17 protein-coding genes and 2 pseudogenes are annotated in these 16,646 nt (G+C 64.3%); 15 read left to right on the top strand and 4 right to left on the bottom strand.

All coding sequences use genetic code 11. From position 1 onward, the window contains the following. The first annotated feature begins 485 nt into the window (after positions 1-485). Both A6035_RS00875 and A6035_RS19375 read left to right on the top strand, forming a co-directional pair. Positions 486-842, top strand: a complete 357-nt coding sequence (locus A6035_RS00875; protein WP_108846230.1) for a hypothetical protein — start codon at positions 486-488, stop codon at positions 840-842. 52 nt (positions 843-894) lie between these two features. Beyond that, positions 895-1,020, top strand: a pseudogene (locus tag A6035_RS19375) (phage holin family protein); the annotation flags it as partial. A 499-nt stretch (positions 1,021-1,519) separates the two neighbouring features. On the opposite strand, the gene cls reads toward A6035_RS19375, so the two are convergent. Continuing rightward, complete coding sequence (cls, locus tag A6035_RS00865) at positions 1,520-3,013, bottom strand: cardiolipin synthase (RefSeq protein ID WP_200836288.1); 1,494 nt, start codon at positions 3,011-3,013, stop codon at positions 1,520-1,522. Between the two features lie 597 nt (positions 3,014-3,610). Here cls and A6035_RS00860 point away from each other — a divergent pair. From A6035_RS00860 to A6035_RS18535, 4 genes are all read left to right on the top strand, one after another. Further along, positions 3,611-3,937, top strand: coding sequence for an STAS domain-containing protein (locus A6035_RS00860; RefSeq protein ID WP_108846228.1), 327 nt, complete (start codon positions 3,611-3,613; stop codon positions 3,935-3,937). Continuing rightward, positions 3,934-4,245, top strand: a complete 312-nt coding sequence (locus tag A6035_RS00855; RefSeq protein WP_235026838.1) for a WhiB family transcriptional regulator — start codon at positions 3,934-3,936, stop codon at positions 4,243-4,245. Before A6035_RS00860 ends, A6035_RS00855 begins: the two co-directional genes overlap by 4 nt. A 150-nt stretch (positions 4,246-4,395) precedes the next feature. Continuing rightward, positions 4,396-5,124, top strand: a complete 729-nt coding sequence (locus tag A6035_RS00850) for a GAF and ANTAR domain-containing protein (protein ID WP_108846227.1) — start codon at positions 4,396-4,398, stop codon at positions 5,122-5,124. 285 nt (positions 5,125-5,409) lie between these two features. After that, a complete protein-coding gene (locus A6035_RS18535) occupies positions 5,410-5,643 on the top strand; it encodes a hypothetical protein (protein WP_108846226.1) in 234 nt (77 codons plus the stop codon). A gap of 300 nt (positions 5,644-5,943) precedes the next feature. Here A6035_RS18535 and A6035_RS00840 read toward each other — a convergent pair whose 3' ends face one another. Together A6035_RS00840 and A6035_RS00835 are read right to left on the bottom strand one after the other, a co-directional pair. Beyond that, complete coding sequence (locus tag A6035_RS00840; RefSeq protein ID WP_108846225.1) at positions 5,944-6,735, bottom strand: NAD(P)-dependent oxidoreductase; 792 nt, start codon at positions 6,733-6,735, stop codon at positions 5,944-5,946. After that, positions 6,732-7,085, bottom strand: a complete 354-nt coding sequence (locus tag A6035_RS00835; RefSeq protein ID WP_108846224.1) for an STAS domain-containing protein — start codon at positions 7,083-7,085, stop codon at positions 6,732-6,734. The genes A6035_RS00840 and A6035_RS00835 overlap by 4 nt, the downstream gene beginning before the upstream one ends. Before the next feature lie 311 nt (positions 7,086-7,396). On the opposite strand from A6035_RS00835, the gene A6035_RS00830 reads away from it, so the two are divergent. From A6035_RS00830 to A6035_RS00790, 9 genes and pseudogenes are all read left to right on the top strand, one after another. Continuing rightward, positions 7,397-7,648: an acyl carrier protein gene (locus A6035_RS00830; protein WP_108848992.1), complete on the top strand. Its 252-nt coding sequence runs from the start codon at positions 7,397-7,399 to the stop codon at positions 7,646-7,648. A 355-nt stretch (positions 7,649-8,003) separates the two neighbouring features. Next, a pseudogene (locus tag A6035_RS00825) lies at positions 8,004-8,422 on the top strand (ChaB family protein). Positions 8,423-8,613: 191 nt separating this feature from the next. After that, entirely contained in the window at positions 8,614-9,096 is a 483-nt protein-coding gene (locus A6035_RS00820; protein ID WP_108848991.1) for a substrate-binding periplasmic protein, read from the top strand. A 132-nt stretch (positions 9,097-9,228) separates the two neighbouring features. Beyond that, a complete protein-coding gene (locus A6035_RS00815; RefSeq protein WP_108846223.1) occupies positions 9,229-10,209 on the top strand; it encodes a cation efflux transmembrane domain-containing protein in 981 nt (326 codons plus the stop codon). Between the two features lie 172 nt (positions 10,210-10,381). After that, positions 10,382-10,609 (top strand): type II toxin-antitoxin system RelB family antitoxin, encoded by a 228-nt coding sequence (relB, locus tag A6035_RS00810; RefSeq protein WP_108848990.1) that lies wholly within the window; start codon positions 10,382-10,384, stop codon positions 10,607-10,609. After that, complete coding sequence (locus A6035_RS00805; RefSeq protein WP_108846222.1) at positions 10,593-10,856, top strand: type II toxin-antitoxin system RelE family toxin; 264 nt, start codon at positions 10,593-10,595, stop codon at positions 10,854-10,856. The genes relB and A6035_RS00805 overlap by 17 nt, the downstream gene beginning before the upstream one ends. A gap of 287 nt (positions 10,857-11,143) precedes the next feature. Next, positions 11,144-12,298, top strand: coding sequence for a hypothetical protein (locus tag A6035_RS00800; protein WP_108846221.1), 1,155 nt, complete (start codon positions 11,144-11,146; stop codon positions 12,296-12,298). 585 nt (positions 12,299-12,883) lie between these two features. After that, positions 12,884-13,162: a WhiB family transcriptional regulator gene (locus tag A6035_RS00795; protein ID WP_108846220.1), complete on the top strand. Its 279-nt coding sequence runs from the start codon at positions 12,884-12,886 to the stop codon at positions 13,160-13,162. A 637-nt stretch (positions 13,163-13,799) separates the two neighbouring features. After that, on the top strand, positions 13,800-14,831 hold the full coding sequence (locus A6035_RS00790) for a phosphotriesterase family protein (RefSeq protein ID WP_159149555.1): 1,032 nt from the start codon (positions 13,800-13,802) through the stop codon (positions 14,829-14,831). Between the two features lie 547 nt (positions 14,832-15,378). On the opposite strand, the gene A6035_RS00780 is transcribed toward A6035_RS00790, so the two are convergent. Further along, positions 15,379-16,548 carry an acyl-CoA dehydrogenase family protein gene (locus A6035_RS00780; RefSeq protein WP_108846218.1) on the bottom strand — a complete coding sequence of 390 codons (1,170 nt, stop codon included), beginning with the start codon at positions 16,546-16,548 and terminating at the stop codon, positions 15,379-15,381. Positions 16,549-16,646: the final 98 nt, after the last annotated feature.

Below are 16,646 nucleotides of genomic sequence, written 5' to 3'. Positions count from 1 at the left end.
CGTAAAGCTACGGGAATCAAATGGCAGGTCGTGTGAGGTCGATCCCGCTGAGCGGATCGCACCGGCCCGTTACTTCTCCGCTTGTCGGATGGTGACAGCCTGCGTGTGCGGCTGCAGCTTTTGCGCGCGGCTGCGGGCGTTCCCGTGTCCGAGTTGGGTGACGTCGATTTCCGGTCGCGAGCGCCCGAGCTCCGTCTTAGCATGGCGATGTTCGATCCGACGGCGTCAAGGAGTCCGAGATGATCGACGACGATCCCCCCACTCGTTTCCCTTGCGCCACCGTCGCCGAGCCGGAGCCCCCTCCCCGCTGCGACTCAGCGCCACCTCGCGGGAGCGAGATGGGCGACTGGCTGAGCGCAGAAGTGGCGGCTCCTGTCGAAGCCCGAACCAGGGCTCCCGGGGAAAGAAGATGACCGCCCCATAGGGACGCGGCCCCGGCCACGACAGCGTGGCGGTGGACGGCCCCGACGAGAGAGGAAATCACCATGAGCAAAGTTCTTTTGGTCGCAGCTGCTGCCGCTGGCTATGTGATGGGCAGCCGCGCCGGCCGCGAGCACTACGAGATCATCAGGGACAAGGCACTCGAGCTGTGGCAGAAGCCGGAGGTCCAGGAGGCCGCTAACCAGGCCACGGAGGTCGCCAAGGACAAGGCCGGACAGGTGAAGGACCAGGTCGCCGAGTCACTCGACCAGAGCAGGAACGGCGGCGGGGACGGGGACGGGCCGAGCGACGGGGTAAAGCACTCCACTGTTCGAGCTCAGCCCTCCACCGATCGAGCTGAGCCCTCCACCGCGCAGAATCTGTACCCGGGTAGTGCTGACGGTACGGCGACCCCGTCGTGAGCCGTCCGGTCGATCCCGCATGAGCCGGGTCTGACCCATCGGCGGGCAACTCATGACGCAGTTGTCCGAACAGACCTCACGGCTGGTGCGTAATGAGTTGTTGCTGGCGCAAATGGAGTTGAAGAACTCGGCCAAACACGCCGGCGTGGGAGCCGGGTTGTTCGGCGGCGGCGGGGTTGCAGATGGCTCCGACATCTTCGGTGACGCCTATGGACGGCTGTTACAGCAACCTGAGTTTGCGACTCACGGTCCTTCCTGAGCTGGCGACGCTTGACAGCCGTAGGTGTCGAGCCTGAGGCCAGTGAAAATGTGTCTGTCTCGTCAGCGGTACACAGCGTACTGAGGTATTCTCAGCGCCCCGCTTGGCTTCGGATCCTGGGTCCATCAAATGTTACTGCCGCCCGCACCAGCGTTAACGTCCCCATGCTCGGTGAGTGACCAAGTCGGCACCGGTAACGTTGACTATGACAAGCTGATGGTGCCGACTTGCCGATCACGCGAACTCGGCCCTCCTCCTTACGAATGTCAGGACCAGTGATCCACAACTGTTTCTGGACCGGAGTTGAGATCCAGGGCCCGTCAAAGCCTGGTCGTGCACAGTTCGGATCACCCCACCTAATTCGGGGCACACATACTGCGGTGCTCACGTCGAGATCTCAGGGGTCGAGATCTCAGGGTCAGAGCAAGCCAGCGGCGAGGCGGAAAACGTTGTCGAGGTACTTCACGTGAAGTGGGCGTTGTTTCCAGTCCTCGAGCTCCAGCTCTGAGGAGACCGACCGGTAGCCGTCGAGGATCTGTTCCGCGGAGACAACCAGCTCGGGGTCTATGGCCATGAGTGTCACCTCGGCGTTGAGGCTGAAAGAGCGCATGTCCATGTTGGAGGAACCGATCACCATGACGTCGTCGTCGACGAGGATGAACTTGGCGTGCAGTACATCCGGGTCCGGATACCGCAGGATCCGGACCCCAGCCTCGAGTAGTACGTCGTAGAAGGACTGCTGGGCATGGTGAATCATGAACTTGTCCGCCTTGCGCGCGACCAGCAGTGTCACCTCGACGCCTCGATGGGCAGCCCCCGTGATCGCATAGAGCAGCGAATCGTCGGGCACGAGGTACGGGGAACAGATGACCACACGGTCGACGGCTTTGTAGAGCAGGTCGTTGAACAGCCGGAGGTTATTCTCCGCGGGAAAACCCGGGCCGGAGGGCAAGGCCTGAACGAGGGCACCGCCGCGCGCGGCCTCGTCCTGCGCCATGTCGACGACCACGACGTCCGAAAGGTCTTCGTCGGTCTCGGCGTACCAGTCCGAAGCGAAGACGATGTCCAGGCTCGTGACCACCGGCCCACTGGCGACCACATTGAGTTCCACCCAATGACGGCCCATTTTCTCAGCCGAAGCGCTCCGGTAATGCGGCTCGATGAGATTGGTGCTCCCGGTCAGCGCGCGCTCACCATCGACCACGAGGATCTTACGGTGGTTCCGCAGGTCAGGTCGCGCGAGTCGGCCTTTCAACGGGCGCAGGGGAAGTACCGGGTGGAACTCGATGCCTGATTTCCGCAGCCTGCGCAGCACACCGCGATACCCCTTCACCGTCATGGTCCCCACGTGGTCGTAGAGCAGACGGACATCGACACCGCGAGCGGCGGCGCGCTCCAACGCATCCAATACCGGACCCGCGTAGACGGAATCATCGGCGATTATGTAGAACAGCACGTGGACGTACTTCTCAGCGGAGTCGATGGCCTCGACCATCCACTCGAAGGATTCCTCGTAGTCCGAGATCAACCGCAGACGATTGCCCGCGTGAATGGGGAACGCGCCCAGTCTCCGGTTCAAATCGACCGTCGTCCGCATCCGCGGGTCACCGGAAAGCGAACTGTCCGAGAGATCTGAGTGGCGAGTGGCCTTCAGCAGCCCCTCGTTGATGTCCTGTTGCCGCTTCTCTCTACCTCGCGACAACCGGTTATTACCGATCACCAGGAACAGTGGAAAAGCGATCACCGGGACGAAAAAGATTGCCAGCAACCAGGCCATGGCGGTGCTCGGTCGGCGATTACCAGGGATGATGCCAATCAAGATCACCCGCAGACCAATTTCCAACGCCAAAATCAGCACCGTGACCCAGCCCGGTAGCAGGCCCATACTGAACCCGCTCAGCGGCCAGAACACAACCTCTCACGCCTCACTTCCGACGGCCCGACGGGCGATGTCTCGGCTGCGTGCGCACGCCGACGGTAAAGACGTCAAGGATTGTGCACAGATCTTCGACGAGACCCTCGGTCTCAGACCCCGCTGAAACCGTACCCAGCCTGCGGGCACAGCCCAAACTCGGGCGCAGGCGGGCGCGGTGAACAACGCGCAAACGAATCTCCACGCTGCAGGACCTCTCCTGCCAACCCTTGCCGGACGATGACGCCCTCCGGCACGCGGCGCCGACGGGCTTTCGAGTCGGCACCGGTAGCGTGCGCTGTGACGTGACGTGACGTGCGGACGTACCGGGATCATTACCGATGATTACGAAGTCGGCCTGCACTCACCCAGCTTGGAAGCCGGGGCGTTCGCCGGTGATGGCAGGGGTCGCCTGGCTCGCAGCGACCAGTCCTAACCCCTTATCGCGAGGTAGCTGGGAGCCCTGCGGCTGAGTCCCGCCCACGTCTGCGAAGGACGACGGCCGCGGTGAGAATCGATTGTCGACGGTCACCGGTTTCGGTACGGTCGGAATCGAGTTCAGCAGCGGGCTCTCGATGTTCTCCGTGGAGATTAATCGTGAAGCATTCGTTGCATGTCCTGATCCGGGTGGGGTCTCATCCGGGGCCCGTGCGCGTCGAGGCGGAGGGCTGCCTGACGGCCGCCAGCGCCACTGACCTCATCCGCATCATCGATCATGGTGCCCGCCTCGACGGCTGCAGCCGGGTATGGGTGGACCTGTTCAGTCTCGACCACATGGACCTGTCCGGGGTCGCGGCGCTCAAAGATCACGCCCGGCGCCATCAGGCTGTGGCCCCGCATTTGCCGCGGCTCGAGATCTTCGCCCCCACGATGCCGCGTCCGTGCGACGCGCGAGTGGGCGAGACGGCGGGCGCTCCGCGATGACGGCCACGAAGCCGGCGCGGGACGGCATGAAGGAAAGAGCTGGCGCCCTGACCGCTCAGGAGGACCGGTGGGCGTGGGCGGATCAGGGAAAGTGCATTGGTAGGGCGGATTTGTTCTACAACAGCGACGACGAGTCGAAGGTGCGTCGCCGCCGCAAGGAGAAGCAGGCCAAACGCTTGTGTGAGACCTGCCCGGTTAAGAGCCGGTGCCAGCAACACGCGATGGAGAACCGGGAGCTGTATGGAGTGTGGGGCGGGCTGTCGGAAAACGACCGCCATCGCCTCGCCGGGCGCAGCCGGTCCGGGTGACCGGTGCACCATGATCGCGCGCGACAGGGCCCAGCTCGTTAACGGCGTAGGGTGGATGGTGATAGCTAATCCCCCACGTCGAGGACGCCGCCCGCACTGCCCGTGATTTCGTGACCGGGAGGGGAGTTTTCTCAGAGAAGGAAACTCCCCATGCCCAATGGCGATGCCGCCCCGCTGCCCGCAACGTTATATGACCTCCTGCTTGAAGACCGTGAGATCCCGGACTTGCTCAACGATCTCGCGCGACTGGCGGCTGAGCATTTCGACGCCGAGCGATCCGTGGAATGCGGGCTCATCCTGCGCCGGGAGAAAAAGAACATCGTCGTGGCTTCAAGCTCCGACGAGGCCGCCAGGATGGACGAAATCCAAGCCGGGTTCGACGAGGGTCCGTGCTTGTCAGCGTTGGGAAGTGGGTCGGTGATCCATGTCCCGGACGTGCGCACGGAGCAGCGCTGGCCGGATTACATGGCGGTGGTGCGCGAGCACGGACTTGCGAGTGTCCTCGCGGTGCCACTGGATGTGGAGGGTTTCGGTGAGGCGGCGATGAACTTCTACACCCGACGCTCGGGGCACTTCGCCGAGTCGGACGTCACTGACGCGCGGCGTTATGTCGATGTCATCGGTAAAACCCTGCGCATTGCCTTGAGAACGGCCCAGCACGCCGATACGGCTCGCCACCGTCAGGCTGCGATGGAAAATCGGACGGCGATCGATGTGGCCGTGGGCATCATCATGGCGCAGAATCGTTGCTCGCAGGACGAGGCTTTCTCGATCCTGCGTGGGGCGTCGAGCCACCGCAACATCAAACTTCGGCGCCTTGCCGAAGAGATCGTCGCCGCGCTCGGCCAAAACGCGCCTTTGACCGCGTTCGACGATTAGAAGCGTTGCTGTGAGTGGGCGTCCGGGCAGGCGCTTGGCGGTTTCTCATCTGGCCCGGTAGGCCCCCGCGGGATCCGTGGAGTAAGTCGGTCCGGGATGGCCATCGATAGCCGGCTCGGAGGGTGCTCCTGCCCGCGGGCGTGTTCTATCCGGCGCCCATGCCGGCGGGATGCAGCTCGTCTCGGGTGGTGGCGGGACGGGCCCCGGCGTCGGTGCGGTTGTGAGGGGTGCCATACCGGTCTACGGTGGCGACTTGTCCGCCTTGAGGTAAGCGAGGAGATTGTCATGGCCATTTGCGACACCTGCGGAAATGACTACGACAAGGCCTTTACCGTCACTCAGGGTGACCGGTCCGGCACGTTTGACAGTTTCGAGTGCGCTTCGCACGCTATGGCTCCAACCTGTTCCCACTGTGGTTGTCGGATCCTCGGGCACGGGATCGAGGCGGGCGGGGTCATCTTCTGCTGCGCCCACTGTGCGCAGCATGACGGCGTGAGCGGAGTCGCCGACCGCGTGTGACGCCTTGCGCTGGCCCTTTGCGGTAGCAGCCTGCGTCCGCTGGTCTCGCTGCCCTGACCTCGTTCACGTCAGAAGGTTCGAGCACCCCCGGATGGTGCTCGAACCTTCCTGATGGCGATCGGGTGTCAGGTTGTCGGCGCGGTGTTCGGGGCGAGGGCGATGCGTAGGCGATGGAGGAACGAAGCGGCCTTTTCCGGTGCTCGATATCGCGCCCCTCAGTGTGGGCCGGCGCTGGAGCCCCAACGTGGTTAATCTGTCTTGCTCGAGCCCCGGGTCGCCGCCGCCCCGCCGTTGGGTGAATCATTCGGTGGGGTCGCTCTTCACTGGAGCCGGGCCGGGCGCTAATCGGGGCGTGATACCGCGGTGCGCTGCCCCTGTGGGGGTGTTCGTCCTCGGGTGGGCGGCGACGGTGAATCGGGCCCGTGGGTGGGCTGGTAGTTCGATCTCGTCGACAAGAGCGACCGCGAGGTCGGCGATGCTGACACTCAATCCAGCTGGGGTGTGTGTCCCGGTGAGGTATTGCCCGGTCCGCGGGTGGGCGGTGAGAACCGGCGGCGGGGTCAGGCATGTCCAGTTCACATACGCCGGAGCGAGGTGCAGATCCTGAAGGACCTCTGCATGATCCCGGGTGTGGCGGTGACCGTTGATGGCTCGTCCGTCTGGCCGCAGTAGCGTGCCCGCGCACCCGATGACGATCAGCCGAGTCCCGACGAGGTGGTCGATCACGGTCTCCATGACCCGGCGAAAGGGCCGGGCGCCGCCGCCGGAGGTGTCCGGGCCGACCGCGCAGACCACGACGTCAGCCTGGCGGGCCAGATGTTCGACGACAATGGGTTCGGCCATATCGCCCTGGATCCGGGCACACGCTCGGTGCGGGAGCGGCCCTGACGAGCGCGTGACCACGGTGACGTGATGCCCGCGGGTAGCCGCCTCGATGCTGAGGCGATGACCTATCGCGCCGGCGCCTCCGAAGACGACCACTCGCTGCAGCCCGTGGCCGGCGGAGACGGGCATGCGCGGGGCCCGCGGAATTATCAGTGGCGGGGTGTCCGTGCCGGGCGCATCGACCGGCGGGTGGGTCGGTGTGCTCATCGGGTCACTGCCGCAACTGAAAAATCAGTGCCGGCAAACGGGTGGACGCAGACGGCGGCGTCGCACGGGCGCGGCATCGTGGGGGCGAAGATCTCGAGCCGCGGCAAATGCGGGGCCACAGCCTGATGGCGCCGGGCGTGATCTTTGAGCGCCGCGACCCCGGACAGGTCCATGTGGTCGAGACTGAACAGGTCCACCCATACCCGGCTGCAGCCGTCGAGGCGGGCACCATGATCGATGATGCGGATGAGGTCAGTGGCGCTGGCGGCCGTCAGGCAGCCCTCCGCCTCGACGCGCACGGGCCCCGGATGAGACCCCACCCGGATCAGGACATGCAACGAATGCTTCACGATTAATCTCCACGGAGAACATCGAGAGCCCGCTGCTGAACTCGAAGCTGATGTTAACGCCAGCAAGCACCATCGCGCAAGATCGCGACGATCCTCACCCGGACAGCCACCTGCACGGCCTCCGCAAAGCGGTGCCGCTGCGCGCTGTTTGTTATAAGTGGTGGGTGCTGCGAATCGCCAATCTCTGGCAAGCGGCAACGGACTACCGCAAACCCCACTAGGCCGTCGACGACATCTCTGAGCGGATGCATCGGCCTGGCTTGCGTCCTAGGGTGGCCGACATCGACAGCATCAACGAAGGAGGACTGACCATGGCAACAGGAGAAACAGGATTCGACGATGTCACGTTCGATCTGGTCTCGGTGCAGTACCACTCGCTCAAGGCAGGACATGACTACGGCCAGTACGTGCGTGACGCGCGCAACGCCGGCAAGGACGACATCGCTGAGTTCTTCGAGCAGGTGATGGCAGAAGACTCTGCGCGCGCCAAGAAGTGCCACGAGTTTCTCAAAGCCCTCGGCGGTGGAACCGACCAGACCAGCCCGCAGCAGGGAGCCAACTAGTTCGCTCCCCCGCTGGCTGGCTCGCATCTGCTCCACGGCAAGGACGGCCGCGAGGGGGGCCTTCACCCAGTTCACCATCGCCCACCGCGAACTACGTGGCGCGACCGGCGTTCGTCACGCAACGGTCATTATCGCGGGGCAGTCAGCGGACCGATTCGTAGTTCTCCAACACCTAACTACTGATCAGCTCCGCACTCCAAGATCGATGCGCTCATGAGCACGTAGGACACAGGACCCTCAGGTCTACGACGGGCGAGAACCGCGGCGAGGCCGAGCATGAAGAAATGAAGAACCGATCACCCCAGAGACCAACCGCTACGCGCCTGGCCCGTCCGAGTCGGTAAGTCGGTCGTACCTGCCTAGCCGTAATTGGGAAGGAGTCGTTACGGCGAAGACCGATAGCGACGGAAACGCCAAAGATAGAGAGCTACCTTCGACGCTGCAACGAAGCGACCAGAAGGCGAAGGACTCCTTCTCCAAGGCTTACGACTCCGCCGAGAATGAGTACAACGACGAGTCCCGTGCAGCTCGCACCGCGAGGGGGCGGTCAAGCACACTCACGAAAAGGTCGGCGACCACTGGGAACCCAAGAAGTCGTCGGGACAGTCCGACGCACGGTCAAGGAGTGGAGGGCCGCGGCCCTCAGGCGAATCGAAGGGCGGCGTCGATGCCAACGCAAGCAAGGACCACCTCTACGAGCAGGCGCAAAAGCTCGACATCAAGGGCCGCTCGGATATGAGTAAGGACGAACTCGTCGAGGCGCTACGAATCTAGGAGGCATCTGCATGCCCCGCATTCGCACCCTCACGCCGACACCAGGGTGCCGGTCTTGGCGAGATCAGGGCGCCGATCTCCGTCTGAGTGTGTCCCTCCACGTGTGACCAGAAGTGCCGCCGATACCGTGCAGGACAGATCCTCGATCTGTGGCCTCCCAGCCCGATCCGACTGACGAGAAGAGACAACACATCTTGAATGGCTCCTGGCGTCAGAAAGCTATCGTCGGTCTGCCCGCGATCTTGTTGGCTGGATGCAGTTCAATCCCCGCTGACGCCGATGGTGCCCTTGACCGGGCGCAGAATGGCACCCTCGCCGTCGGGGTATCGGAGCACCCTCCGTGGACTTTCGTCGGGCCTGACGGCGGAGTCACCGGCAGGGAGGCGGACCTGATCGAGGGGTTCGCGGAGAAAATCGGTGCCGAGATCGAATGGCATATCGGCCCCGAGAGCGTGCTCGCCGACGCGATCAAGGAGGGCGAACTCGACGTGGTCATCGGCGGCCTCACCTCCTCCGCTCCCTGGTCCGACAAGATGGCGTTGACCCGCTCGTATGCCGCCGTTGCCACCAAAGACGGACAGACCGACGACATGGTCATGGGAGTCCCGCTGGGAGAAAACGCTCTAATGATCGCGCTCGAGCGCCACCTCGCCCACGAGCACGGTGAAATATGACGCAACAACCACATAAGTATCCGCGATGGCCGTCGTGGTGCCGGCAGCCAGGACCCCCGAACATCAAAGATCCGGTCGAGACAGTCCCGGCATAGGGATCAAAGCAGTCCGGCAGAAGAAGGTGCAGAGCACATGGTCGACAACGACCGCAGGCATCGGCGGGAGGACATGCCCGCCGAACAGCGCGACGCCCTCCGCAGAGCCATCCGGATCGAGTGGATCGCGATCGGCATCCTCGTCGTGGACGTCATCATTATCGGCCTCGTAGCCGGGCAGTCCCAGGCGATGAGAGTCTCGTGGGCGGAGGATGCACTCGCCCTGCTCCCGCCAATCGCGTTCCTCGTCTCCATCCGGGCCATCCGCGCCATCCGCTCCAGGGACTATCCCTACGGCCGACACCGGTCAATCGGAGTCGGCCAGTTGGTGGCGAGCGTCGCTCTACTCGGGATGGGACTTTTTCTTCTGGTCCACTCGGCAATGGGGCTGATCGCAGGGGAACGCCCGCCGATCGGACTGACCGTGTTGTTCGGCGTCGAGTTTTGGTCCGGCTGGTTGATGATCATCGTGATCGGCATCTTCGGCATACCGTCGTTCATCCTGGCGCCCATCAAAATGAAGTACGCGCGAATCCTGCACAATAAGGTGCTTTACGCCGACGCGGACATGAACAAGGCCGACTGGATGACGTCGGTCGCCACGATGATCGGCGTCCTTGGCGTCGGGTACGGATTGTGGTGGGCGGACGCCGCAGCTGCGATCGCCGTGTCGACGTCCATCATCTCCGACGGCGTCAAGAACCTACGAGCGACGCTCGGTGGCCTCATGGACAAGCGCGCCCGCACATTCGATGAGGAGAAGCCGCACCCCCTGATCGAAGAGGTCGAGCGGCACGTGGCTGACGTTGACTGGGTCGCGCAGGCGGCCAGCCGCGTCCGCGACCAGGGGCAGGTTTTCCATGTGGAAGTCTTCGTGGTGCCCCACTCCCGTGCCGAACCGACGGCGCAGGACCTGGCCGACCTCCGCGAGAGGCTCCTCGAAATCGACTGGAAGGTCTACGACGTGGTGGTGGCACTGCTGCCCGAGATCCCGCAGAGGCAGGTCCCCACCGCCTGACGACGGCCGAATACCTTTTTGGGCCTCGGCTTCCTGATTTCCAGCGCCTCAGTCCATCGTGGGCGAGGTGTACCACCGGTGGGCGGCGGCGAGCTGCCGCTCGGCCCCGCTGCTGCGGAGAACTGCACTAGTGCACCGTCTGTATTACACTGAACCACAGGAGGTGCAGGATATGACCACAACAGTTCGCTTACCGAAGGACCTGGAAGAACGACTGGCCCGCGTGGCGAAGGGAACCGGGCGCCCGAAGAGTCACTATCTACGCTCGCTACTGGAAGAGAACATCGAGCGGCTGGAATGGGAGGCCAAGCTGGAGGAGAAGGTCGCCGACATTCGGGCCGGTCGCCGCCGGACCTACTCTCTGGACGAAGTAGAGGCAGAGCTTGACCTGGCAGATTGAGCTAGACGATGACGCCCGCAAGGCGTTACGCAAGCTCGACAAACCCACCGCCCAGCGGATCGTCAAAAAGCTCAGAGAAGTAGAGGCCCTCGCCGACCCGACCGACATGGGCAAGCCGCTGACGGCGAACCGAGCCGGGTTCTGGGTCTACCGCGTGGGCGACTACCGCCTGGTCTGCGACATTCAGTTCGGCCGACTAGTCGTACTTGTTATCGAGGTCCAACATCGCAGCGAAAACTACCGCTGACCTGAGCTGCATCACCCGGACTGGTGGGCGCGGTGGCTGAACAGCCCTCGGATGTGTCTGGGCCACCCGGCAAGCGCACCCGAAGCAAGACGTAAATCCGCTTGTCACGGCGGGCGGGGTCTTGGCGCTGGCGTGCGGGGGCTCGTGCTGGTGATCCTCTCGCGGAGGCCGCAACTCCGGGCGGGGAAGCCCTTCTACGGGGGCCGACGTGCCGTATCGCCCCTCGAGACCGCGTCGCCGGAAACCGATTTCCCCGCACGGCGACGACGAGACCGCATGATGGTGGGGTGGACGAGCAGACATTGTCCGACTCCGAGTCCTGCGCGATCGTCGGCCTCATGGCCGACCCCGGCGTACCCCGCAGGGTCGCGGAGGCGATCGCGGACGACCTCTCCGACGACCTGACGAGCGAACTCGGGGGTCGGTGGCGGGTGGAGGTCGACCAGGAGACCCTCCCGCTCGGACCAGACGGCGAGATCCGGCTCACCGAGCACGCGCCCCGGTTGTTGCAGCAGCACGGGTGGGACTTCGTGCTCTACCTGACCGATCTGCCCACCCGACCCGACGGTGCCCCCATGCTGTACGACGTCAGCGTCTCGACCGCCGCGGCTCTGCTGAGCCTGCCCGTTCTCGGCGTCGTCCGGGTGCGCTCGAAGGTCCGGGCGCTGGCCCTGCACCTGGTGCGTTCGGGCGCCCACCAGGACGGACTGGGTGCGCCCGGCACCGACGGGCTTCCCCGCGCGGACAGATCCGGTTTCGTCAGCGAGATGCGGTTGCTCGCGGGCATGGTGCTCAACAACAGACCCACCCGCATGGTGACGGCGTTGTCCGGTGTCGTGGCCGCCGGAGCGGGCAGCGGCGCCTTCGGCATCTTCTACGGCAGCGTCGCCTCCCTCGCGGTGGCGCTGCACCCGCTCCGCCTGCTTCTGATCAGCGCGATGGGCGTCCTCACGCTCGTGGCCTGGCTCATCCTGCGCAACGGACTGTGGACCCGCTCCGACGACGAGCTCACCCCGGGAAATCGGCGGATGGACAACGCGGCCACCGTGCTGACCGTCGGGACCGGCGTGGGCATCATGTATTTCGGCCTGCTGGTCGCCATGTTCCTGCTCGCGGTCGCCGTAATGGACGCCGGCTATCTCGAGACCCAACTCGGCCGACCCGTCAACGTGCTCGACTACGTTCACCTGGCCTGGCTGGCCAGTAGTCTCGGCGCGTTCGCCGGCGCGCTCGGCTCGAACTTCGACGACGAGGACACCGTCCGCGGAGCCACCTACAGCCTACGGTGGCACGAGAGACGCACGATGTTCCAGAATTATGAATCCGACGGCTCCGAGCAGGAAGAGCGCAAACGGATCGAGCGAGAGCACGACGATCACGACGACGGCGACGGCACAGAACGCGGCGACGGAGACAGCGGTAACGACGAGGTGAGGGACTGACGGGACCGCCATCGGGCTCGGCGTCCCGGAGCGTGCCGCGCGAGACCGAAGATGCCCGGCCCAAAGGCCAGAAAAAGCGCCCTGCCAGTACTTACTTCACCGCCGAAAAGCTACCCCGGCGCTTGCCGGGCGAACATCGCGCCGAGCCTAACCGTGAGAACGCGATCTCTCAGGAGAGAACAGCGCTTCCAGGCATCGCAGCCCGCGGACCTTAGTTGATTCCTGCGCTCCGCTGCCAGGAGCCGTAGCGACCATCCCAGTTCTTTGAAGCATGCGAGGCGCAGGGCCAACCGCCCCAGGCCGCCTCTCCTCGGGAACAACTCCTCTCATGCGGGTGCGCGCTCCCGATAACGATCGATTGTGGGACACGCGGCACCGACGCGTTTCCCCAGGTCACCGGTGTCCGAACTCGTGTCTACTCCACTGTCCCGCGAAGGCTCGATACCGGTACGCCAAGACCATGAGAAGGGCTACGGGCGAGTGTCGACACGGGACCAACACCGCGGGTGAGAGAATGGGGTTGACCACGTGACTGGACTATCAGGGCTCATTGCAGAGCACTTCAGCGCCGCGGATGGAGATTGAGTGCCCCGGTATAGAAACCTTGAACCGACGTCGGACTTCTGGTCATGGCGCGATAGCGCGGCCTGCATCGGTCAGGAGGACCTCTTCTATGGCGCGGAGGACGAGTCCAAGGGGGAGCGTCGCCGCAAGGAAGAGAAGGCGAAGACCGTGTGCGCGGTCTGTCCCGTCTTCGAGACCTGCCGGCAGTTCGCCATGGAATCCAAGGAGCTCTACGGCGTCTGGGGCGGGACCACTGAATCCGAGCGAAACGCGATGGCGGGCCGTCACCGGACCGGTTGAGCGCCCAAGATTCACGACTCGCAGTTCTCGTCGCCCACGGAGCCTCATGCCCCGGGCCACCGTGGTCGGGTTACCAACGTCCTGGCTATGCCAGAACGTTGTTGACAGTGGCAGGGGCGGCTGACTGCTCACCCCTCACCCAACAATCTCTTGTGCGTGCAAGGTGCCGGTCCAGATCCCCCAGAAGCTCTCCATCGGGCACGCTGCGTCTTGGCATGACGCAATTGGCCAGGCCAATATCCAGACCTTATGACAAGTAAGTGCCGCCTACTCTCTCCGCGTGGTGCGACCAGGTGGGCTGGCGTCCGGGCCGTCACGGCGAATGCTGGAGTCCCCGCAACACCGGGTTTCATCGATGCGGATCAGATATCACATGATCGTGCAGCAGACCCTCTGAGCTGCGTCGGATACCTATAGTCGCTCTTGGTCGACTGCGGTTTCACCCAGGTCACCGCACGTCACCGTTCCTTCAGTTCACAGCTGCTGCCTGCTGGGTTCCTGGTCTGGAGGGGCGTGCGAGTGGAGACAGCCTTCGCCGGAACACCTACTTCAGTGGATCGTATGACATGCGTCACTCTGTTTGACTGCGATCACGCAAACTGATCACTGCCAGGAAGAGAGAGATGACATGGCTCTAGTGCCAACTGCCCGCGGCGACGAGATCGACACGTCGGATATGGGGTTTACCTGCTCCGAAGAAGTGATCGGCCCGATCGCCGTTGAGGTCAATCAAAACTGGCCGCAAGTCAGCCTGTTCGGCTCCGCCGATCCGCAGGAGCAGGCCCAGATCAAGTCCGCTCGCATTCAGAAGGCAGCCGATGCGCTGAATGCAGCCAAGAAGGTGGGCGTAGACACGGTGATCGATCGCATCATCCCAGGGATCGGCAGGAACGTCCCTTGGGTCAATGAGATCGCCCTTAAGACCGACATGAACATCATCGTGTGCACAGGGTGGTACACGTGGCGTGACCTGCCACCGATCTTCGAGCTTGGACATACTTTCGCAGACGCCTTCACCAAGAAGCCTCCGAGGATGGCCGACTTGTTTGTCCAGGACATCGAGGAGGGCGTCCCGGGCACGGGGGTGAAAGCCGGCATGATCAAGTTCGCAACTGACGCCCATGGCATCAACGACGGTGTGCGCGCGGTGATCGCTGCCTCAGCTGAGGCCCATCGCCGCACCGGGGCACCCATCACAACGCATTCAGCGTCATACGGTGAGCGTGCAGGGATCCTGTGCATCCAGGACCAGCAGAGGGCGTTGGAAGAGGAAGGCGTCGACGTCAGCCGTGTCGAGTTCGGGCATGCGGATTACACGCCTCCCGAGGTGAAGATCGACGAGTTCGTGAAGGTGCTCGACAAAGGCTCGTTCATCGGATTCGACACGGTGGCCGTGGGCTACATGTTCCCGTTCGCCTGGGAAGCGCGGATCGATCGCATCCTCAAGCTGTGCGAGATGGGGTACTCGGGCCAGATCGTGCTCGGAGATGACGACCTCACGTTCACTGACTGCATCCCGGAGTGGCCGGAGAAGCCACTGTTCACGGATGTGAAGCTCAAGCTGCTGCCGGCTCTGAAAGAACGCGGGTTGTCAGATGAGCACGCCCGTCAGCTCACGATCGACAACCCCCGCAGGCTTTTCGAGATGCGCGATCTCGGCGCTTACTAGATGTACGCGGCCAGGACGTTGGTAGCGGCGAGCCTGGTTGAGCGAACGGGCACCTCCGGTTGGGATATGGCTCGTCTAAGGCCTACTCCAACCGGAGGTTCTCGTGTCCCACCGTAATGTCCGGTTGACCATTCCCGGCCGCCGCCTGATCGTTGACCGGCACAAGTCCGGCTGGCCCAGGCCCACTTCGCCGCAGCGATGGGGATCGATCGACTGTCGAATCGACACTCGGCTGCGCCGTGCTCTACAAGACGTTGCTCATCGAGAAGCTCAATCGCCCCGCTGATCGGCCGCCCAGCACTTCACTACCACGGCCGTGGCAAGTAGGTGTCGAGTACCCTTTTCGCTGTTGTGACCAGGGGGGCGCGGCCTGGGCTGGCTAAGGAGACAGTGCGTAGGTGGCGGTGCAGCGATCGCAATGTTGCTTACTCCTCTGCCGTAGGCATACAACTGATCGGCCCGGAGCCGGACGGCGAGAGCTGCCACCTCCGGACGGAGGCGGCGGCTCTCGGCCGGCGGTCAGCTGTCGGGGGTCTGGCAGATCAGCTCAGGCCAGGACCTGGCGGGCCATGACCATGCGGTTGATCTGGTTGGTGCCCTCGTAGATCTGGGTGATCTTGGCGTCCCGCATCATGCGCTCGACCGGGAAGTCGCGGGTGTACCCGGCCCCGCCGAAGAGCTGCACCGCGTCCGTGGTGACCTGCATCGCGACATCCGAGGCGAAGGTCTTGGAGGCGGCGGCCATGAAGCCCAGCTTCTGGCCACCCGGTGCGCTCCCCCGCTCGGCGTTGGCGGCGGCGGTGTACACCATCAGCCGGGCGGCCTCGACCTTCATCGCCATGTCGGCGAGCATGAACTGGGTGTTCTGGAAGTCCGAGATCGCGCGACCGAACTGCCTGCGCTCCTTGGTGTAGGCGACCGCCGCGTCGAGCGCACCCTGGGCGAGCCCCACGGCCTGCGCACCGATGGTCGGACGGGTGTGGTCCAGGGTCTGCAGGGCGGTCTTGAACCCCGTCCCCGGCTCGCCGATGATCCGGTCGCCCGGGATGCGGCAGTTCTCGAAGTACAGCTCGGCGGTGGGTGAGCCCTTGATGCCGAGCTTCTTCTCGGTCTTGGATACGCCGAAGCCCTCGTCGGCGGCGTTGACCATGAAGGCCGAGATGCCACTGGCACCCCTCTCCGGGTCGGTGACCGCCATGACGGTGTACCAGGTGGACTTGCCGCCGTTGGTGATCCACGCCTTGCCGCCGCCCAGGATCCAGTCGTCCCCGTCCTGCCGGGCGCGGGTACGCATGGCCGCCGCGTCCGAACCGGCCTCCCGCTCGGAGAGCGCGTAGGAGGCCATCTTGCCCTCGGCGATCTCGGACAGCACCGTGGTCTTGAGCTCCTCGCTCCCGGCCAGGATCAAGCCCATGGTGCCGAGCTTGTTGACGGCCGGGATCAACGAGGACGAGCCACAGACCCGGGCGACCTCCTCGATCACGATGCACGCGGCCACCGAGTCCGCGCCCTGCCCGCCGTACTCCTCCGGGACGTGGACCGCGTTGAAACCCGAGGCGTTGAGCGCGTCGAGGGCCTCCTGGGGGAACCGCTCGTTCTCGTCGACGTCCGCAGCGTGCGGCGCGATCTCCTTCTCGGAGAGGGCGCGGATCGCGGCACGGAGCTCCTCGTGCTCCTCGGCCGGGCGGTACAGGTCGAAATCGGGTTTGCCGGACATAAGCGGTCCTCCATGAGGGAATCGTCGGTGCAGGTCGCGCGGCGGAGATCGCCCCGGGGCGCCTCGCGGCCACGCCGACTCCAGGATGTCCTGCCCAG

This window comes from Dietzia lutea (assembly GCF_003096075.1).
GTDB classification, from domain to species: domain Bacteria; phylum Actinomycetota; class Actinomycetes; order Mycobacteriales; family Mycobacteriaceae; genus Dietzia; species Dietzia lutea.
This window is presented reverse-complemented; position numbering and strand designations above follow the sequence as displayed.